Source organism: Bradyrhizobium sp. Crot121 (genome assembly GCF_059512385.1).
This window is the reverse complement of sequence record NZ_JCAMOR010000041.1, coordinates 51,067-66,725: the sequence shown is the minus strand read 5'-3', so window position 1 is coordinate 66,725 and position 15,659 is coordinate 51,067. Positions and strand designations below refer to the sequence as shown.

Genomic DNA, 15,659 nt, shown 5'->3' with positions numbered 1-15,659 from the left:
AGGACCATCGCTATCTGAACATGGATCTCTTGAAGGAGCACAAGAAGGAGACACTACGCCGGGCGGCCTGACGATGCCCAGGCCGACCAAGGGGATGGGCCACCCCTCTCCGCCGCCGTCGCTCGCCAGCGCTGCGCTCGGGGCGAGCGAGCGACGGCGGCTCCGAGGGGATGGCTTGGCCGGACCCCATGATCAATTTTGCTGAACTTGACGCACAGAACTTGCTGGTGACGCTGAAGCACTGACATTGTACTCGTCATTGCCGGGCTTGACCCGGCAATCCATCCCTCCAAGAACTCTTTTCTTGATGGATGCGCAGGTCAAGGCCGCGCATGACGAGCTGAGAACGACTACCTCGCCGGCTTGCGTTCGATCGGGTGGATGTCGATCGCGCGCAACCGACCCAGGCGCAGCACGTCCATGGCCAGCGTGCGGTCGATGCGGTCGCGGTCGAGGGCGCGGATCAGGTCGTCGACGCCGTTGATGTCGATGCCGTCGAGCTTGATCACGACGTCGCCGGGCAGAAGGCCCGCTTTCGAAGCCGGGCTATCCGGCTCGATCTGCGCGAGCAGCGCGCCCATCTTGTTCTCGACGCCGGCGAGCACGGCATGGCGCCGCGGGATCGGCGCGGTCTGGCCGGCGACGCCGATGAAGGCGCGGCGGACATAGCCGTGGCGGATGATCTCCGACAGCACGAACTGCGCGGTGTTGCTCGCGACCGCAAAGCAGATGCCCTGCGCGCCGTTGATGATCGCGGTGTTGATGCCGATCACCTGCGAATTCGACGACACCAGCGGGCCGCCGGAATTGCCGGGGTTGAGCGCGGCATCGGTCTGGATCACGTCCTCGATCGTGCGCCCGCTGACCGAGCGGATCGAGCGCCCGAGTGCCGACACCACGCCAGCGGTGACCGTCGATTCAAAGCCGAGCGGATTGCCGATCGCGACCACGAGCTGGCCGCGCCGGAGTTGCTTGGAATCGCCGAGCGAGGCGTAAGGCAGATCGCGCGCGCCATCGGCCCGCAACAATGCGAGATCGGTGTCGGGATCGACGCCGAGCACATGGGCGTCGGTGACGAATCCCTCGGTGTCGCGCAGGCGGATCTCTTTCGACGAGCCGACCACGTGACTGTTGGTCAGCACGAAGCCATCGGGCGAGATGACGATGCCGGAACCGAGCCCGCCGCGCTCACGCGGTGTTCGCACTTTCGGCCCGGTCTCGACGCGCACCACCGCGGGGCCGACGCGTTCGGTCACGTCGATCACGGCGTTGGAATAGGCATCGAGCAGCGCCCGGTCATCGGCCAGGGTAGCTTCGGTCGTTCGCGGTGACAGCGCGTCACCGGCGTTATTTGAGGTGAAATCCAACATGGTGAGGGTTCCTTCGGCTCACACAGATGGGAGCCAGGTTCCTCCTGCGCAAGATGCAGTTGACAGCGCAGACCTACCCAGGTGGCTAGGGCGCCCGCCGCAGCGTGGCTGGTCGCGCCTTAACGGGATCAAGCAGGGACCAATCGCCCTGCTCCAGCGTGTGGCCTTTCGGGAACGGCGCACGCAGCTCGTGGCCGAGCGAGCGCAGCACGCGGTCGTCGCGGTAGTAGCATTGCAGGACCACACGAACGAGCGTTGCCGCAGGGACTCCGCCGGTCGCGCGGAATTGCTTTGCGACCTGATCGCGCTGCGCCGTGTCGAGCTCGGCGAGCGGCTTGCCGGCGAGACGCGCGAGATGGTCGAGCGCCGCGCGCACCGGTTCGGTGTCGCGGCCGAGCGTTGCGAGGATATCGGCCTGGATGGCCCGATCGTCGGCGCCGGGCACCCTGTACTCGGCACTTTCGGGAATGATCATCGCCGCGATCGTCCTGAGATCGTCGCGCTGGGTTTGGGTGAGCGTTTCGGCTGACATCGCTTCCTCAATCGAACAAATTGGCAAGGCGCTGCTTCATCTGGTCGGCGACGTAGAGCGCGATCGCCTGGATGGTCGAGGTCGGGTTGACGCCGCCTGAGGTGACGAAGACGCTGCCGTCGACGATGAACAGGTTCTTCACGTCATGCGACCGGCCCCACTCGTTGACCACGGAGCGCGCAGGGTCGGTGCCCATCCGCGCGGTGCCGAGCAGATGCCAGCCGCCCCAGGGGATCGGATTATTGGTGCAGATATCGGTCGCGCCGGCGGCCTCGAGAATCTCGCGGCCGCGCGCCAGCCCATGCTCCATCATCTTCCGGCTGTTCTCGCTGATCGTGTAGTCGATCTTCGGGGCGGGAATGCCGTGGCTGTCCTTCAACACGGGATCGAGCGTGACACGGTTGTGCTCCTCGGGGAGATCCTCGCAGATCGCGGAGACCGCAAGGCGGTGGCCGTTGAGCCTGCGGAAGACGCGGTGATGGTCCGCGCCCCACGGCAGAATGCCCTTCTGCTCGCTGGCGACAGCCTCGAACACCGGCCCCGCGCCGCGGCCGAACTGGATGCCGTAACCGCGGACGAAGCCGCGCGAGAGGTCGGTGTCGTAGAACTCCTTGCTCCACAGGCAAGTCGGCGGCGCGCGGTTGCTGTCGGTCGGCTCCTTCACGAAGCCGTAGATCTGCGCATAGGGGTGGAACATCAGGTTCTTGCCAACCAGGCCGGATGAATTGGCGAGGCCATTCGGAAAGCGGCCGGAGACCGAGTTCAAGAGCAGCCGTGGCGTGCCGACGCCGTTGCAGGCAATGATGACGACCTCGGCCGGCTGAAACTGCTCGACACCGTCCTTGTCGTAATAGACGACGCCGGACGCCATGCCGTGCTCGTTGGTCAGAATCTCGCGCACGCGGCAATGCGTCTTGATTTCGACGCCGGCGCGGATCGCATGCGGCCAATAGGTGATGTCGGTCGAGGCTTTCGCGCCTTGCGCGCAGGCCGGGGTGCAATGGCCGAGATTGATGCAGCGTGCCCTGCCCTCATAATCCATTGTCGCGACCGTGGTATCCGACGGCCACCAGTGCCAGCCGAGCTTGTTCATGGCCTTGCCGATCAACGGACCGGAAAGTCCGAGCGGCTGCGGCGGCATCGGCGGGTGCGTCAATGGCGAAAGCGGATCGCCTGACAGGCCCGATACGCCCATCATCCGGTCGTTCTCTTCGAAGAACGGAGTGAGTGCGTCGTAGTCGATCGGCCAGTCATCGGCGACGCCGTCGAGTGTCTTCACCTTGAAGTCGGACGGATGCAATCGCGGCCAATGCGCCGTGTACATCACGGTCGAACCGCCGACGGCGTTGAAGTTGACGACCTTGATCGGCGAGTTGTCGTCGTTGATGGGATAATCCTCGGGCCGCCCGCGGACATTCGGGCTGGTCGACCAGTCGCCATAGAACTTGGCCTCCCAGTCCCGCCCGGTGCTCGGATATTCCGCCGGGTTCATCCAGCCACCCTGCTCCAGGCAGAGGATGTGCATTTTCGTCTCAGCCAGCGACCACGCCACCGCAGCGCCGGACGCGCCGGCGCCGATGATCAGGACGTCAACGGGATCCCGATGCACGAGTGCCTCCCCAATTTCATCGCCGCGCGACGCGCGATCGTTGTTTTCTTGTCATGAGACGATAGGGGAAAACCGGATGCGGAGTAAAGCGGCAGGTCATTGCACGCGCGGCACGATCATCACGTCGAGCCCGCGGATTTCGTCCGGCGTTGCGGATCGCGTCATCGCGCCCGGCGCTTCCACCAGCACTTGCACCCGCAGGCGCTTGTTGACCACGTTCCTCGACTGAACGGGGAAGGTTTCGGAACGGGTGTCATTCGGACCCGGCACGCCGTAGGTCATAATCGAGCCGATCACGTCGCCTTGCTCGGTCTTCACGACAAGGCGAGCACCGAACGGCAACGGACCGGTTACGACCTTGAGCCGGACTGCCTCATTCGGGCCGGGATCGCGCGGCGCCAATAGCTCGGTCATCTTCCGGCCCTGCGCCGAGGCCGTGCCCGCGACCGCGAGGCTCGCGAGAAGGAGGGCGATAGAAAATTTGTGTCGCATGTAAAGGCCTCGGCAGGATGACGGTGGTTCGGATTGTCATCCGCTTTTGGGCACGATCATGGTCGGGCGCGAACATTCGTAGGATGGGTAGAGCGAAGCGAAACCCATCACTTGCGCATTGGCTATAGAAGCCGATGGGTTTCGCTTCGCTCTACCCATCCTACAAACTCAAACCTACCACGCATCGATACAGGGGCGCTTGCGGTGGGTGCGCGGCGCGGGTTTCGGCACCGAGCGCAGGCCTGACATGATCCAGTGGCGGGTTTGCGCGGGATCGATCACCTCGTCGATCTCGAGCACGGAGGCGATCGAGACCGCCTTGCCGTTGGCATAGAGCTCGGCCACCTTGGCCTGGTAATATTTTTCGCGTTCGACCGGATCCTCGATCGCTTCCATCTCCTTGCGGAAGCCGAGCCGCACATAGCCTTCCAGGCCCATGCCGCCGAACTCGCCGGTCGGCCAGGCCACCGTGAAGAAGGAAGCATGGAAGCCGCCGCCGATCATCGACTGCGCGCCGAGGCCATAGCCCTTGCGCAGCACGATGCCGAACAGCGGCACGGTGAGACTCGCGCCGGTGACGAACATGCGCGAGACGTGACGCACTATCGCGGTCTTCTCGGCTTCCGGCCCGACCATGAAGCCGGGGGTGTCGCAGAGCGAGATGATCGGGATGTCGAAGGCGTCGCAGAGCTGCATGAAGCGCGCGGCCTTGTCGCCGGCCGGCGCATCGATCGCGCCGCCGAGATGTTTCGGATTGTTGGCGATCAGGCCGAACGGCTTGCCTTCGATGCGGATGAAAGCGGTGATCATGCCGACGCCGAAGTCGCGGCGGATTTCGAGCACGGAGCCCTCGTCGGCGAGGAGATCGATCACCTTGCGGATGTCGTAGACACGCAACCGGTTCTCCGGGATCGCGCGGCGCAGCAGCCGCTGGTCCGGCGCCTTCCAGTCGCCGGTCGCGCCCTGGAAGTAGGACAGTATTTTTGCGCGGCGACGGTCGCCTCCGCCTCATCCTCCACGAGGATGTCGATGACGCCGTTCGGCGCCTGAAACGACACCGGGCCGACCTCGGCCGGATGATAGACGCCAAGCCCGCCGCCCTCGATCATCGCCGGCCCGCCCATGCCGATCGAGGCGTTCTTCGTCGCGATGATGACGTCGCAGCAGCCGAGCATGGCGGCGTTGCCGGCAAAGCAATAGCCGGAGACCACGCCGATAACAGGCACGAGGCCGGAGAGCCGCGCGAACTGCACGAAGGACGGGCCGTCGAGCCCGGTCATGCCGAGCCGGTCGGTATCACCCGGGCGCCCGCCGCCGCCCTCGGCATAGAACACCAGCGGCAATCGCCACTGCTCGGTCAGCGTGAGCATGCGGTCGATCTTCTTGTGGTTCATATGGCCCTGCGTGCCCGCGAGCACGGTGTAGTCGTAGGCGATCACCATGCAGCGCGCGGCTTCCCCGCCGAACTTGTCGGCGTTCACGGTGGCGACGCCGGTGATCAGGCCGTCGGCCGGCGTGTTGCGGATGAGATCGTCGACCTTGCGCCGACGGCGCTGCGCGGCGATGGCGAGCGAGCCGTATTCGACAAACGAGCCCTCATCGACGAGATCGGCGACGTTCTCGCGCGCGGTGCGCTGGTTGGTCTTACGCCGGCGCTCGACGGAAGCTGGCCGGTTCTCATCCAGCGTGATCGCGTGGCGGGCGATCACCTCGGCGAGATCGGGACGGATGTAGTCGAGATCGATCTCCGCTTCCTCGGCGACATGGTGGCTGTCGACCTCGGCAGGCTCGATGAACAGAATCGCCTCGCCATGCATCAGCGTGACGCCGACGCCAGCGGCGATCTTCGTCACCCTGCCGCCATGCGGCGCGGTGACGAGGTGCTCCATCTTCATGGATTCGAGCACTGCGATCTGCTGGCCCGGACGGACGAGATCGCCCGCGGCGACATCGATTGCAACGATGGTGCCCTGCAGTGGCGCCGGGACGGCGACGGAGCCTTCCGGGCCTGCCTCGCCCGTCGACTGTCCGACCAACGCAGCAGCGCCGCCGTTGACCTCAACCAGCACCGGTTCATCGGCCTCCTTCGCCGCGGCGACCAGCGAGCCGGCATGCGCATCGATGAAATTGGTGCTGACCCGGTTGGCGGCAAAATCCGGATGCGCGAGGATCGCACCGAGGAATGGAATGTTGGTGGCGACGCCGCCGATGCGGAATTCGCGCAGGGTGCGGAGCGCTTTCTGAACGACGTCGGCCCAATTCGCGCTCGGCGAATGCACGATCACCTTCGCGAGCAGGGAATCGAAAGCGGCGCTGGTCTTGTACCCCGTATAACCAAAAGTATCGACCCGCACGCCCGGGCCGGACGGCAGGTCGAACACCGACAGCGTCCCACCGGTCGGTTTGGTCTCGCCCCTCTCGTTCATCACCTCCATGTTGACGCGGAGCTGCATCGCAAAGCCGCGCGGCGACGGGATCGCTGCCTGCGCCAGACCGAGCGAGGCCAGCGTCGCGCCCGAGGCGACGGCAAGTTGCGCCTTGACGAGATCGATGCCGAGCACCTCCTCAGTGACGGTGTGCTCGACCTGCAATCGCGGATTGGCCTCGATGAAGGCGAAGGCGCCCTCGCCTTCACGTGCCTCGTCGTCGACGAGGAATTCGAAGGTGCCGAGATTGTCGTAGCGCGCGGCGGCTGCCAGCTTCTTCGCGGCTTCGATGATGCGCGAGCGCTGGGCCTCGCTCAGCGACGGGCTTGGCGCCACCTCGATCAGTTTCTGGTTGCGCCGCTGGATCGTGCATTCGCGCTCCCACAAATGGCTGATCTGACCGGAGCGGTCGCCGATGATCTGCACCTCGATATGACGCGCTTTTCGGATCAGCCGCTCGACATAGACGCCGTCGTTGCCGAAGGCGGCCTTGGCCTCGGACTGGCAGCGCGCATAGGCCTGTTCCAGCTTGGCGGCGTCATCGACGAGGCGCATGCCGCGCCCGCCGCCGCCGGCGATCGCCTTGACCATGACGGCGCCGCCGGGGCCGAGCGAGGCGAAGAACGCCTTGGCTTCCTCCAGGCTGGTCGAACCGCTGGTGCCTGATATGATCGGCACGATGCAGTTTTTCGCCAGCGCCTTGGCTTTCGCCTTGTCGCCGAACAGTTCCAGCGCGTCCGGCGACGGGCCGACAAAGGTGATCCCCTCCTCCGCGCAGCGCCGCGCCAGCGCCGCGTTCTCGCTGAGAAAACCATAGCCGGGATGCAGCGCATCGCATTTCGCAGCCTTGGCGGCGCCGATCACCGCTTCGATATCGAGATAGGCGCGCGCGCCGCGGCCCGGAATCTCGTGCGCCTCGTCCGCCGCGCGGACATGCCGCGACGTCGCATCATCGGCCGGATAGATCGCGACGGTGGCGATGCCGCTTTCGCCTGCCGCGCGGGCGATACGGATGGCGACCTCGCCCCGATTGGCGATCAGCACTTTCTTGAATGACATGAACGTTTCCGTGAAAACTCTAGATCAGGCCGTGAGCTTCGACCTCTCCCCGACGGGAAGAGGTCGGCGCGCAGCGCCGGGTGAGGGGCAGCAGGTCCCACGAGAAAGAGTACCCCCTCACCCGGATCGCATCTTGCGATGCGATCCGACCTCTCCCCGCTGGGGAGAGGTGGGGTACCTTCGACGAGGCACCAACGCAGTGCAATCATGCTTTATCGATCCTTCATGGTCGGATCGAGCACGATGCGCAAGGACTCTCCGAGCGCGTTGAAGGCCAGCGACACGACCAGAATGGCGAGGCCGGGCGCATACATCTGCTCCGGCGCGATCTCCATATATTGGTAGGCGCGCGCCAGCATCGCGCCCCAGCTCGGGTTCGGCGGCTGGATGCCGAGACCGAGGAAGCTGAGGCTTGCTTCCGCCAGCAGCGCCGCGGCCAGCAGCAATGTCACCTGCACGATGACGGGCTGCAGCGTGTTCGGTAGCACATGCCGCCACAGGATATGCCAGGCCGGCGCGCCGAAACACCTGGAAGCATCGACATACAGCTCCTGCCGCACCACCAGCGTCCGCGCCCGGACGATGCGGGCGAGCGCCGGAAACATCACGATGCCGACCGCGATCATGCCGTTGGTGAGCCCGATGCCGAGTGCGCCGGTCACCGCGATGGCCAGCACGATTGCCGGGAACGACAGGAAGGTGTCGATGATCCGGCTGATGATATCGTCGGTCCAGCCGCCGAAGAAGCCGGCGACCAGCCCGACCGGCAGGCCGATAGCGACCGCCACGGAGACCGCGAGCACGCTGGCGTAGACGGTCGCCGGCGCGCCGTAGATCAGGCGGCTGAAGATGTCGCGACCGAGATCGTCGGTGCCGAGCAGATGCGCCGGGCCCGGCGGCGCCAGCATGTTATTGACGTCCTGCGCGGTCGGAGAATAGGGCGCGATCCACGGCGCGCCGATCGCGACGATGACGAGCGCCAGCAGCACGAGGATCGCAAGCGCGGCCCGCAGATCTCCGGCCAGCCAGCGCAGGAAACGCCGCATCCGGGTCGGCTTGGCAGGCAGTCGCGGAGACGCCAGCGCGAGGTCGGTCATTGCTCGATCCTCGGATCAATGGCGGCGCAGAGCAGATCGGTGATCAGGTTGACCAGGATCACCACGATCACCATCGTGAACACGACTCCCTGCACGATCGGGAAATCCCGCTGGATCGCGCCGCGCACGATCAGGCTGCCGAGACCGGGAATGGCGAACACCGCCTCGATGACGACGGTCGCGGCCAGCATCCGGTTCACGAGCAGGCTGATGATGGTGAAGAGGTTGACGCTGACGTTCTTCAGCCCGTGCTGCCAGAGGATGCGGCTCATCGACAATCCCTTGGCGTGCAGCGTCCGCACATATTGCGAGGACAGCACTTCCAGCAGCGAGCCGCGGAGCTGGCGCGCTACTTCGGCCATGCCATAGGCCGCGATCGCAATCCCCGGCAACAGCGCGTGCCTGATCGCCTCGATCGGAGACGCCGTGAAGGATTTTGCGCCGGTCGCCGGCAGCCAGTTGAGCCTGAGCGAGATTTCGGCGACCAGGATCATCGCGAGCCAGAAGCCGGGAATGGCGACGCCGAGCGAGGCGATCATGCTGACGGCCTTGTCGACCCAGCCATTCGGCTTGATCGCCGCGATCACGCCCATCGGAATGCCGGTCAAGAGCGCGAGGATCAGAGCGATCACCACGATCAGAAGCGTGTTCGGAAAGGCGCGGCCGATCGAGGTTGCGACCTGCTCGCCCGTCAATAGCGATTGCGAGAGGTCGCCCTGGACGACATTCCCGAGCCAGACGGCATATTGCACCAGGAACGGCCGATCGAGCCCGTAGATGCTGCGGATCTCGGCAATCCGCGCATCCGAGGCGTTGTCGCCCGCGAGCGTCACCGCGATGTCGCCGGGCACGAGCTTCAACAGCGCGAACACCATAAAGGTCGCGAGCACGATCACGGGCAGCGCCTGCAACAGGCGGCTGCCGACAACCCTGACCGGACTGCGTCGCGCCATGTTCCTCAGCTCTCCAGCCAGACGTCGTCGTATTTCGGCTTGCCGAGAAGGTTCGGCCGATAACCCTGCACCTTCTTGTTCATCGCGACCAGCTCGAACTGGAAGGCGAGCGGCGCGACCAAGGCGTTCTCCATCACCAGCCGCTGCACGGTGGCGAAGGCCTTGCGGCGCTGCTCGATGTCTTCCGACGCCCGCGATTCCTTGATCGCGGCCTCGAGTTCCGGCGGCACCGGCGCGCGGCCGGCATTGTAATAGGCGTCCTTGGTAAACATCAGCGAATAGGTCAGGCTCGGGTCCGGCCGCCCGGTCCATGCCGACAGCAGGCCGGAGCCTCGCTTTTCGCTGGCGAAGAAGGCGGCGGATGCTTCCGCAATCGGCGCGTTCGAGAACCGTGCGGTCATGCCCGCCTTGCGGAGCTGCTCGATCAGGATTTCCTGGCGCTGCACCGAGTCCTGATCGGGATAACCGAGGAGATCGAGCGTGAGGCCATCCTTGAACCCGGCTTCCGCGAGCAGCTTGCGCGCCTTGTCGGGATCGTAGGGGTAGAACCCGGCGACCGATTTGTCATAGGCCCAATGTGCTTTCGGCAGGTTCATGTAGGCGGGCTCCGCCAGCCCGGCGAGCGCCGCCTTCACGAAGGACTCGCGATCGATCGCGAAGTTGAGGGCCTGGCGGATCTTTGGATTGTCGAAGGGCGGCTTGGCCCAGTTCAGGAAGATCTGCAGGACATAAAGCGTCGGCCCGCTCACGACCTTGATGCTGCTGGCGCGATCGAGGATAGCCTTCTGGCGCGGCGGCAGTTGATAGATCAGGTCGTTCTGTCCGGCGGTGACGGAACGCGCACCGGTGGTGAGTTCCGGGATGATCGAAAACTCGATGCCGTCGGGAAGAGGACGGTTCGGCTTCCAGTATTTTTCGTTGCGCTTGACGACGATGCGCTCGCCATCCGCCCAGCTAATGAACGCGTAGGCGCCGGCGCCGACCGGCTTGCGCGCGACGGTGCCGCCTTCGGCCGCCTTCAGCGCTGATGGCGAGACCATCATGCCGGCGCGGTCGGAGAGGATGAGGGGCAGCGCGGTGTCGGGCGTGCTCAGCTTCAGCGTGACCTGCGTCGGACTGGTGACCTCGACCGAAGCCACGGAAGCAAGATCGGCCTTGATGTTGGACTTCTGGTCGCTCTTGTTGCGCTCGAGGTTGAATTTCACAGCTTCCGCATCGAGCGGCGTGCCATCGTGAAACGTGACGCCGGTACGGATGTTGAGCACCAAGGTGTTCGGATCTATGAACTTCCAGCTCTCGGCAAGGCCGGGCTTGGGCGCCAGCGTCTCGAAATCCCACTCAATCAGGGTGTCGTACATCGTGAACAGAAAGGCGTGATCGGAGCCGGCTCCGCCGGTGGCCGGATCGAGGCTCGAAGGATTGGCGGACGCCGAGATGCGCAAGGTGCCACCCCGCTTCGGGGCGACATCCGCCCACGCACGGCCACCGAGCGTCACGCCGGCTATCGCCGCCGATGTCAGCGCGATGGCCTCGCGTCGCGTCATCTCTGTCATGTGATCTCCTCTCGGCAATTCTTGTTAGTTTGGCGCAAAGTTTGGATGTTCGGCGAAATGGCAGGCAACCCAGTGGTCCGGGTGAAGCTCGCGCCACTCCGGCGTCTTCTCGGCGCAGAGCGGCTGCGCGTGCGCACAGCGGGTGCGGAAGCGGCAGCCCGAGGGCGGATCGATCGGGCTCGGAATCTCGCCCTGCAGCATGATGCGGCTGCCCTCGCGCAAGTGTGACGGCAATGGTCGCGGCTCGGCCGACAAAAGCGCCTGCGTATAGGGATGCAGCGGATGCTCGGAGACGCGCTCGGTCGGCCCAAGTTCGACGAAGCGGCCGAGATACATCACGGCGATACGCTCGCTGATGTGGGAGACCACCGCGAGATCGTGGGTGATGAAGACATAGGTGAGACCGAGTTCGCGCTGCAGGTCGGCGAAGAGATTGAGCACGTCGCCACGAATGGACATATCCAGCGCAGCCACCACCTCGTCGCAGACGATCAGCTTCGGCTTCAGCGTCAACGCGCGGGCGATCACCACGCGCTGCTTCTGCCCGCCGGAAAGCTGGTGCGGATAGCGCTCGCCGACGTCCTGTGGCAGGCCGACGCGGTCTAGCGCCTCTCTCGCCTGCCACTCGCGCTCAGCACCGGTGCCGACGCGTGCAAGCTCGAGCGGTTCCAGCACCGACGAGAGGATGGTCATGCGCGGATTGAGCGCCGCATTCGGATCCTGGAAGATGATCTGGTAGTCGCGGCGGTGGCTTTGAAATCTCTTCCGCGGCAGCGCCAGCGGATCGATTCCCGCATGCCGGATCGCGCCCGCGCTCGGCTTGAGCAGGAACACGAGCGCGCGGCCGATCGTGGTCTTGCCTGAGCCGGATTCACCGATGATCCCAAAGGTCTCGCCGCGGCGGACGTCGAAATTGACGCCATCAACCGCCTTCACGGTGGCACGGCGATCGCTGGTCTGAAACCGCACTTCGAGGTCTCGCACCGAGACGATCGTGTTCTGCGTGATATCGGGAGCAAGCGGCATCATGGCCTGCCCGCCATCGCGGTGATCGGCGCCGATGCCGCGTGCTGCAGCGCGCCCGGCAGATCGAGCTCGCGGAAGCGCCAGCAGCGTACCTTGCGGCCGCCTCCGGCGTCGAGCAATTCCTGCTCTGCCTCGCAGCCCTGTGCCGCATGGGCGCAGCGCGCGCGAAAGCGGCAGCCGTTTGGCATATCGACGATCGAAGGCACACGGCCCGGGATTGACGGCAGCCGGCCGTGGCGCGGACTCAGGTGCGGCAGCGAACGCAACAGGCCCGAGGTGTAGGGATGCAGCGGCCGGACCAGCGCGTCGTCGACCGGGGCGTCCTCAATTACCTCGCCGGCATACATCGTGATCATCCGCGTGCAGGTCTCGGCGACCACGCCGAGATCATGGGTGATCAGCATCAGCGCAGTGTTCGAGGTCTCGCTGAGCTCGCGGAGCAGCTCCAAAATCTGTGCCTGTACGGTGACGTCGAGCGCCGTGGTCGGCTCGTCCGCGATCAGAAGCTGCGGGCCGCAGATCAGGGCGGCTGCGATCATCACGCGCTGGCGCATGCCGCCGGAAAGCTGATGCGGATAGTCGTCGATCCGCCGCTCGGGCGAGGCAATGCCGACCCGGCGCAGCATCTCGAGCGTCTTCGCCCTCGCCTCTTCCTTGCCGGCGCCGGTATGAACGCGCAGCGTCTCGGCAATCTGGTGGCCGACGGTGAAGACGGGATCGAGCGCGCTCATCGGCTCCTGGAAGATCATGGCGATCCGACGTCCGCGGATCGCGCGCATCGCCCGCACGCTGCAGGAGACGAGGTCTGTGCCGTCGAACAGGATCGAGCCGTCGAGGCCGGCGAGATTGCCCGGCAACAGCCGCAGGATCGAAAGGCCGGTGATGGTCTTGCCGCAGCCGCTCTCGCCGACGATCCCGACGCGCTCGCCGGGCGCGATATCGAAATCGATCTTGCGCGTCGCCTGCCAGACGCCGACCGAGGTCTTGAAGCGGACGCCGAGGCCGCGCACCGACATCAGCGGCGGCGCAGCGCCGGCCGCGGCTTCCGATCGGCCCTTTCTTGGTGCAGCCGTCGGCATCAACCCGCCGCCTGCTTCTTTTTCACGAGTTCTTCTTCCATCAGCATCTTGGTTCCGATGATGCCGTCGCGCTCAAGCTGCTCGATTTCGGCCTCCGACAGGCCAAGCATGCCGGAAAGAATCTCGTGGTTGTGCTCGCCCAGCGTCGGCGGTATCCGCCGGATCGGGAACGGGTGCGCGCCTTCACGAAACGGCATCGACGGCTGCGGATGCTTTCCGATGAAAGCGCGATTGACCTCCTGGATGAAGCCGCGCGCCTGAAGCTGTGGGTCACGCAGGAGATCGATCGGCAGCCGCGCCACGCCGGCGGCAACGCCTGCGGTCTGCAGCAGGTTCATCGCCTCTTCCGCATCGCGTCCGGCGGTCCAGGCCGCGATGGCCGCTTCGATCTCGCTTTCGATCCGTCGCCGGCCGGCGGCAGTCTTCAGCGTTTCGTCACTGGCCCAGTCGGCACGTCCGAGCAGTGTTGCGAGCCTCAGCCACATCGCGTCGCTGGACGCGGCAATCACGATCCAGTTGTCTTCGCCCGCACAGCGGAAGCAGCCATGCGGCACGAAGTCCGAGTGACGACTGCCGTATTTGGTCGGCGGCTTGCCATCGATCGACTGCGCGATGATCCAGGGCGCGGCAAACGGCATCATGCACTCGATCTGCGCAAGGTCGATGAACTGGCCCTTGCCGGTCAGCTTCGCGTGGATCAGTGCGGTGAGCACTGCGGCGCAACCGTTGAGACCGCCGACGGCATCACCAAAGGCGGTGTGGCTCATGACCGGCGGTCCGCCGGCGTCGCCGACCACGCTCGGCAGCCCCGAGCCCTGCTCCAGGGTCGAGCCATAGGCGCGGCAGTCGCGATGGACGCTGCCCGCTCCGAAGGCCGACATCGACATCATCACGAGCTTCGGGTTCAGCTTACTCAGGACGTTATAGCCGAGGCCGAGTTTCGGCAGCACCTCGACCGAGTAATTGTCGACGACGAGGTCGGCGTCGGCGAGCAGGCGTTTGGCAAGATTGAGTCCTTGCGGCCGGGTCAGGTCGAGCGTGATGGCGCGCTTGTTGCGGTTCATGATGCAATAGCGCACCGACTTCTCGTACATCTTCTCCAGTACATAGGCCGGCCGCCGGTCGACGCCGCGCCACCAGTCCGGATATTGGATCGCCTCGATCTTGATGACGTCGGCGCCGAGATCGGCGAGCGTGCGGGTGCAGATCGGGCCGGCCCAGCCCATCGAGAAGTCGATCGCGCGGACGCCCTCGAGCGGCAGACGTTTCGGTCCGCTCCGCTCCGGCAGCGGCACACGCGGCGGCGTCTCGATCTGTTGCTGTTCGCCGATGGCGGGAACCTTGCCACCGCGGCGCGGCGGCGTGCCGGTCAATCGCTGCATGCAGCCGGCGGAATACCCGCGCTCCTCGCCCACGGTGACGGGCACGATCGCGCCACGCGCCCGCTTCTCCTCATCCGCGATCAGCTCGGCGATTTCGGGCACCGGCACGATCGGGATCTTTCGTTTCAAGCCTTCGGCAAACCATTCCTGCGCGGTACGCTGCTTCAGGCGCGGCAGGAATTTGGCTTCGATCGCCTCGACATGCTGCAATCGATCGACGCCGAGGAACAGCTTTGGATCGTCGCGCAGCTCGAGCAGTCCCAGCATCTCGCAGAACGAGCGCCATTGCGCAGGGGTCACCGTGGTGACGCCGAGCCAGCCCTGCTTGGTTTCGTAGATTCCGACCGGAAAGGTCGGCCAGAAGCGGTTGACGCCGATCCGCCGCATGATATCGCCGCGGGAAAACGACTCGAACATGATGTATTCGGTCACGGCGATGGTGGATTCGAAGATGCTCAGGCGGCTCGCGCGCCCGCGCCCGTCCTGCATCCGGCCCAGCACCGAGGATGACGCAGCGATAAAGCCCCACAGCCCGGCCAGAATGCCGGTCTGGAAATCCGGCGCGTGCATCGGCGGCCCTTCGGTCGGCCCCACCAATTTGATCAGCCCGGTCAGCGCGCGAATGGTCGAGTCGGTTGCGGCAAAGCTGGCGTAAGGACCGACATCCCCGAACCAGTCAGCTTCGAGATGGATAAGGCCGGGATGCTTCTCCTTGATGGCGGCGAGATCCACGGGCGGACAATCGGACGCATCGATATCGCGGCCGTCGAGCAGGATATCGCAGGACTCGATGAGTTCCGTCAGGCGGGACGACGCGCTGGCATCCCAGCGATCGAGCACGACGCTCGACTTGTTGAAGTTGAGGAACGCGAACCAGGCGCTCTCTCCTTTCGGAGTTAACGGCGCCGCGCGGCGAAGCGGATCGCCCGCTGGAGGCTCGACCTTCTGCACGGTGGCGCCGAAATCGGCGAACAAACGCGCGCAATAGCTGATCGCAGCCGCGCTCCCGATCTCGACAATCCGCAGATGCGACAACGCGCCCATCACGTTTCCTTAAGACCCCGCATGGCCAGCGCGAACG

The 15,659-nt window shown here is 65.3% G+C and carries 12 protein-coding genes; all 12 read right to left on the bottom strand.

Going from position 1 to position 15,659, the window contains the following annotated elements; genetic code table 11:
* Positions 1–350: 350 nt before the first annotated feature.
* Positions 351–1,370 (bottom strand): S1C family serine protease, encoded by a 1,020-nt coding sequence (locus tag AC5ZGW_RS29045; RefSeq protein ID WP_130225495.1) that lies wholly within the window; start codon positions 1,368–1,370, stop codon positions 351–353.
* Positions 1,371–1,455: 85 nt separating this feature from the next.
* Positions 1,456–1,902 carry a gluconate 2-dehydrogenase subunit 3 family protein gene (locus AC5ZGW_RS29040; RefSeq protein ID WP_130225494.1) on the bottom strand — a complete coding sequence of 149 codons (447 nt, stop codon included), beginning with the start codon at positions 1,900–1,902 and terminating at the stop codon, positions 1,456–1,458.
* A gap of 7 nt (positions 1,903–1,909) precedes the next feature.
* Positions 1,910–3,511, bottom strand: a complete 1,602-nt coding sequence (locus AC5ZGW_RS29035) for a GMC family oxidoreductase (RefSeq protein ID WP_130225493.1) — start codon at positions 3,509–3,511, stop codon at positions 1,910–1,912.
* Positions 3,512–3,607: 96 nt separating this feature from the next.
* Positions 3,608–4,003 carry a hypothetical protein gene (locus tag AC5ZGW_RS29030; RefSeq protein WP_130225492.1) on the bottom strand — a complete coding sequence of 132 codons (396 nt, stop codon included), beginning with the start codon at positions 4,001–4,003 and terminating at the stop codon, positions 3,608–3,610.
* A 174-nt stretch (positions 4,004–4,177) separates the two neighbouring features.
* Positions 4,178–4,900 carry a carboxyl transferase domain-containing protein gene (locus tag AC5ZGW_RS29025; protein ID WP_496113999.1) on the bottom strand — a complete coding sequence of 241 codons (723 nt, stop codon included), beginning with the start codon at positions 4,898–4,900 and terminating at the stop codon, positions 4,178–4,180.
* Positions 4,873–7,488, bottom strand: a complete 2,616-nt coding sequence (locus tag AC5ZGW_RS29020) for an ATP-binding protein (RefSeq protein WP_496113998.1) — start codon at positions 7,486–7,488, stop codon at positions 4,873–4,875. The genes AC5ZGW_RS29025 and AC5ZGW_RS29020 overlap by 28 nt, the downstream gene beginning before the upstream one ends.
* 212 nt (positions 7,489–7,700) lie before the next feature.
* Positions 7,701–8,585, bottom strand: a complete 885-nt coding sequence (locus AC5ZGW_RS29015; protein ID WP_130225491.1) for an ABC transporter permease — start codon at positions 8,583–8,585, stop codon at positions 7,701–7,703.
* A complete protein-coding gene (locus tag AC5ZGW_RS29010) occupies positions 8,582–9,538 on the bottom strand; it encodes an ABC transporter permease (RefSeq protein WP_028164336.1) in 957 nt (318 codons plus the stop codon). Before AC5ZGW_RS29010 ends, AC5ZGW_RS29015 begins: the two co-directional genes overlap by 4 nt.
* Before the next feature lie 5 nt (positions 9,539–9,543).
* Positions 9,544–11,091, bottom strand: a complete 1,548-nt coding sequence (locus AC5ZGW_RS29005; RefSeq protein ID WP_207231007.1) for an ABC transporter substrate-binding protein — start codon at positions 11,089–11,091, stop codon at positions 9,544–9,546.
* Between the two features lie 24 nt (positions 11,092–11,115).
* Positions 11,116–12,120: an ABC transporter ATP-binding protein gene (locus AC5ZGW_RS29000; protein WP_130225489.1), complete on the bottom strand. Its 1,005-nt coding sequence runs from the start codon at positions 12,118–12,120 to the stop codon at positions 11,116–11,118.
* Positions 12,117–13,196 carry an ABC transporter ATP-binding protein gene (locus AC5ZGW_RS28995; RefSeq protein WP_130225488.1) on the bottom strand — a complete coding sequence of 360 codons (1,080 nt, stop codon included), beginning with the start codon at positions 13,194–13,196 and terminating at the stop codon, positions 12,117–12,119. The genes AC5ZGW_RS29000 and AC5ZGW_RS28995 overlap by 4 nt, the downstream gene beginning before the upstream one ends.
* A complete protein-coding gene (locus AC5ZGW_RS28990) occupies positions 13,196–15,622 on the bottom strand; it encodes a CaiB/BaiF CoA transferase family protein (protein ID WP_130225487.1) in 2,427 nt (808 codons plus the stop codon). Before AC5ZGW_RS28990 ends, AC5ZGW_RS28995 begins: the two co-directional genes overlap by 1 nt.
* Positions 15,623–15,659: the final 37 nt, after the last annotated feature.

Coding starts and splice junctions, on each gene's coding strand:
- AC5ZGW_RS29000 (WP_130225489.1), bottom strand. CDS start 12,120: ATGATGCCGCTTGCTCCCGATATCACGCAGAACACGATCGTCTCGGTG.
- AC5ZGW_RS29020 (WP_496113998.1), bottom strand. CDS start 7,488: ATGTCATTCAAGAAAGTGCTGATCGCCAATCGGGGCGAGGTCGCCATC.
- AC5ZGW_RS29010 (WP_028164336.1), bottom strand. CDS start 9,538: ATGGCGCGACGCAGTCCGGTCAGGGTTGTCGGCAGCCGCCTGTTGCAG.
- AC5ZGW_RS29040 (WP_130225494.1), bottom strand. CDS start 1,902: ATGTCAGCCGAAACGCTCACCCAAACCCAGCGCGACGATCTCAGGACG.
- AC5ZGW_RS29030 (WP_130225492.1), bottom strand. CDS start 4,003: ATGCGACACAAATTTTCTATCGCCCTCCTTCTCGCGAGCCTCGCGGTC.
- AC5ZGW_RS28995 (WP_130225488.1), bottom strand. CDS start 13,196: ATGCCGACGGCTGCACCAAGAAAGGGCCGATCGGAAGCCGCGGCCGGC.
- AC5ZGW_RS29015 (WP_130225491.1), bottom strand. CDS start 8,585: ATGACCGACCTCGCGCTGGCGTCTCCGCGACTGCCTGCCAAGCCGACC.
- AC5ZGW_RS29005 (WP_207231007.1), bottom strand. CDS start 11,091: ATGACAGAGATGACGCGACGCGAGGCCATCGCGCTGACATCGGCGGCG.
- AC5ZGW_RS28990 (WP_130225487.1), bottom strand. CDS start 15,622: ATGGGCGCGTTGTCGCATCTGCGGATTGTCGAGATCGGGAGCGCGGCT.
- AC5ZGW_RS29045 (WP_130225495.1), bottom strand. CDS start 1,370: ATGTTGGATTTCACCTCAAATAACGCCGGTGACGCGCTGTCACCGCGA.